Source organism: Trebonia sp. (genome assembly GCF_049794275.1).
Taxonomy (GTDB): domain Bacteria; phylum Actinomycetota; class Actinomycetes; order Streptosporangiales; family Streptosporangiaceae; genus Trebonia.
In genome coordinates this window covers 1-4,093 of record NZ_JBARCR010001318.1, presented here as the reverse complement: position 1 = coordinate 4,093, position 4,093 = coordinate 1, and the positions used below count along the sequence as shown (strand labels likewise).

The 4,093-nt window shown below is 70.5% G+C and carries 3 protein-coding genes; 1 reads left to right on the top strand and 2 read right to left on the bottom strand.

Going from position 1 to position 4,093, the window contains the following annotated elements:
* A partial coding sequence (locus WA805_RS31890) for an RNA polymerase sigma factor (RefSeq protein ID WP_425244204.1) occupies nucleotides 1–1,151 on the top strand: 1,151 nt, incomplete at its 5' end.
* A 413-nt stretch (nucleotides 1,152–1,564) separates the two neighbouring features.
* Here the strand turns inward: WA805_RS31890 and rny are convergent.
* Nucleotides 1,565–3,259, bottom strand: a complete 1,695-nt coding sequence (gene rny, locus WA805_RS31885) for a ribonuclease Y (protein WP_422275496.1) — start codon at nucleotides 3,257–3,259, stop codon at nucleotides 1,565–1,567.
* 298 nt (nucleotides 3,260–3,557) lie between these two features.
* On the bottom strand, nucleotides 3,558–4,093 hold a 536-nt coding region (locus tag WA805_RS31880; protein WP_425244203.1), incomplete at its 5' end, for a regulatory protein RecX.

The following is a 4,093-nucleotide window of genomic DNA, read 5'->3' as shown; positions in this document are numbered from 1 at the left end:
ACCTCGCCGGGGCGGAGGACGCGCTCGCCGACGCGTTCGAGCGGGCCCTGCGGACGTGGCCGTCGCAGGGGGTGCCTGGCAACCCCGACGCGTGGCTGCTGACCGTCGCCCGCAACCGGCTGCGCGACGAATGGAAGTCCGCGCGGGTGCAGCGGGCAGTCGCGCTCGATGCCGTCCCGGACACCCTGGCGCACATCGATGGCGTTGACGTCGACGCGATCCCTGACCGGCGGCTCGAGCTGATGCTCGTCTGCGCGCACCCGGCCATCGACCGCGCGATGCACACGCCACTCATGCTGAACACCGTGCTGGGTTTCACCGCCGAGCAGGTCGGGCGGGCCTTCTCGGTGCCGGCGCCCACGATGGCGACCCGCCTGGTGCGGGTGAAGAAGCGCATCAAGGCCGCCGGGATTCCGTTCCGCATCCCCGACCTGGCGGATCTCCCGGCGCGGATGGCCTCGGTCCTCGAGGCGGTCTACGGCGCCTACGTCATCGACTGGGCGACCGGCCCGCAAGCACGCCAGCTGCCTTCTGAGGCGCTGCATCTCGCGGAGGTGCTCACCACGCTCGTCCCTGGCGATCCGGAGGCGCTGGGACTCGCGGCGCTAATCGAGCTGTCGGCGGCGCGCGGGCCGGCCCGGGTCGACGCGGAGGGACATTTCGTGGCGCTCCCCGATCAGGATCCCGCGCTGTGGAATCAGGAGCTGATCAGCAGGGCGCACGAGCACCTGCGGGCCGCGCACGCGCGGGGACAGCTGGGACGGTTCCAGCTCGAGGCCTCGATCCAGGCCGTGCACTGCGCTCGAGGGCGCGACGGCACGACGGACTGGCCGACGCTGCTCACCCTGCACCGCATCTTGCAGGCGATCGCGCCCTCCCTCGGCAGCGGTGTCGCGCTCGCCGCCGTCACCGCCGAGGTCGACGGGCCCGCGGCGGGACTGGCCGTACTCGACGCGCTGCTCTTGGAAGCGGGCCAGCGTGCCCGGCTCTTCCAGCCGGCCAAGGCCACCCGCGCGCACCTGCTGGACCGGCTCGGGCGTAAAGAAGAGGCCGTCGCGGCCTATGACAGCGCGATCAGCCTGACCCACGACACCGCAGAACGCGAGTATCTGGAAGGCCGCCGCGACCGCGCCAGTGGCGTCAGCCGATGACGTTGAAGTTCGCGATGACCTTCACCGGCCGCAACCGCCGAACGCCCGAGGCCAGCGTGGTAGTCGATACAGAAGTGACAGCTGATTTGATGCCGCGTGTGCCGGAGAGCCGTCCACGGCCGGGCGGGCGTTGGCGGTGTGGGCCATACCGCCAATAGATTCGCGCTTGTGGGCCACACCGCCAATCCGCAAGGCCGAGCCATGGAGCCGCCGCGGCCCTAGGGTGGGCGGTCGCTGGAAGCTGCCGGGCCGAAGGGGCTGCGATGAAACGAGGAGCGCGGAGCTACGGTACGGGCTTCGACTGAGGGAGAAGCGGCGGGGCAGCGGGGTTCCGCCGCGTCGTTCGGTGCCGCTCTCAGGCACCGGCTGGACGCGCCGGACACCCCGCAAGCCGACGCGACTGGGAATGAGAGTCAGCGGGCGAACTCGGTGGCGCGGGATTCGCGGACGACCGTCACGCGGATCTGGCCCGGGTAGGTGAGTTCCTCTTCCACCTGCTTGGCGATGTCGCGGGCGATGACCTGCGCCTGGATGTCGTCGACCTTGTCCGGCTTGACCATGACCCGGATCTCGCGGCCCGCCTGCATGGCGAAGACCTTCTCGACGCCGTCCTTGTCCGAGGCGATCTGCTCGAGGCGCTCCAGCCGCTTGACGTACATTTCCAGCGACTCGCGGCGCGCGCCTGGGCGGCCGCCGCTCATCGCGTCGGCCGCCTGGGTGAGCACGGCCTCGACGGTGCGGACCTCGACCTCGTTGTGGTGTGCCTCGATCGCGTGCACCACGTCGTCGGACTCGCCGTACTTGCGGGCGATCTCCGCGCCGATCAGCGCGTGGCTGCCCTCGACCTCGTGGGTGAGCGCCTTGCCGATGTCGTGCAGCACCGCGCAGCGCTTGAGCAGCAGCGGGTCCATCCGCAGCTCGCTGGCCATTATGCCGGCGATGTGCGCGCTCTCGATCAGGTGCGCCAGGACGTTCTGGCCGTAGGAGGTGCGGTAGCGGAGCCTGCCCAGCAGGGCGATCAGCTCGGGGTGCATGTCGGTGATGCCGAGCTCGGTCATGGCGTCCTCGCCGGACCGCTGGCAGAGCAGCTCGATCTCGGCCTTGCCGCGGTCGTAGGCCTCCTCGATCCGCTGCGGATGGATCCGGCCGTCCTGGACGAGGCGCTCCAGCGTGAGCCGGGCGATCTCGCGGCGCACCGGATCGAAACAGGAGAGCAGCACCGCCTCCGGCGTGTCGTCGATGATCAGGTTGACGCCGGTTATCGACTCGAAGGCGCGGATGTTCCGGCCCTCGCGGCCGATGATCCGGCCCTTCATCTCGTCGCCGGGCAGGTGCATTACGGAGACCACGGACTCGCTGGTCTGCTCCACTGCAATCCGCTGGATGGCGAGGGTGACGATCTTGCGGGCGCGCTTGTCCGCCTCGGCCTTCGCCTCGTTCTCGATGTTCCGCATCGTGACCGCGGCCTCGCGCTTGGCCTGGTTCTCCATGGTCGCGACAAGCTCGTTCCTGGCGTCGTCCGCGGTCAGCCCCGCGACCCGCTCGAGTTCCTGCCTGGTCGACGCGGCCGCCTCGTCGAGGGCCGTGGCCCGCTCGTCGAGGTCCTGCCTGCGGCGCTCGAGCGCCTGCCTGCGCTCCTCCATGCGGCGGATCTCGGCGTCGAGGCGCTGTTCCCGCTCGCCGATTCGCAGCTCGCGGCGCTCCAGGTCGCTGCGGAGCTCGCGCATCTCGTCCTTGACGGCCCGGATCTCGTCCTCGACCTCGCGGCGGTCTCGCGCGGCCTGCTCGGTCCCCTCGGCGGCACGCTTGACGATCCCCTCGGCCTCGGCCTCAGCCCGGATCCTCAGCTGCTCGGCGTCCGCTTGCGCGCGGTCCCTGAGCTGGTCCGCGTCGGCTTGCGCGCGGTCCCTGAGCTGCTCGGCGTCGGCTTGGGCGCGATCGTGGAGCTGGCCGGCATCCCGGTCCACGGTCCCGGAGGCGACGCCAAGCCCGCTGGCTTTCGAGAGCCGCGTGGAGTCCGCAGGCGGTGCGGTTCTGGGCGCGGACCGGCGCAGCACGACAGCGAACGCGCTGAACGCCAGGACCAAAGCGGCCAGTCCGATCACCATGAACGCGACTCCGCCGCTCACGGGCACCCCTTTCGTCCGTGCTCCCGGAACCCTGACGGTCAGGGCGGTACCCAGGGTCATGTCCTCGGGGGCGCCGCCCCGGGCTCACGCCCTGGCGCGAGGGGTCCTGCACGCCGTCCGGCTGCGGCTACTAGCCGTCGTCTTCGGTTTGTCCGAGCCGATCACCCGTCCAGCGCCAGGTAACGCCTCACTGCGCTGAGGTTAAGCGTTGATAACGGTTTGAGCAAGCAGAGACTCATTGTGGGAACCAAAGTTCACTGATAGTAATAAATTAACTTCATTCCGTATAATTGTCGAGGTCGTCGAGGCAGGATTCGCCTACTTCCGCACCTTCTGTCTCCAGGGCCTCCCGGACCACACGGAACGCGAGACCCGGCGGATACCCCTTGCGTGCCAGCGTCCCGGCCAGCCTCCGGATCCGCGCCTCGGGCGGCAGGCCCCGGGTGCTCATGAGCTTCCGGTCGACGAGCCGCCGCGCGGTGGCGACCTCGGCATCCGGGCCGAGGTCCTCGATGGCGTCCCTGATCTGGTCGTCGCCGACGCCGCGCTGCCTGAGCTCGGCTCGCAGCGCACGGCCCGCCAGCCCTCGGCTGTAGTGCCTGGACTCCACCCACGCCCGGGCGAACGCGGCGTCGTCGATCAGCCCCACATCGGCGAACCTGTCCAGGACGGCGTGCGCGGCGTCATCGGGAACGCCGCGGTCGCGGAGCGCGCCGGCGAGCTGCGCCCTGGTCCGGGGAGCGAGCGTCAGCAGTCGCAGGCAGATCTGCCGCGCCCGCGCCTCCGGATCGGCGGTGCCGTCGTGGTCCGTGG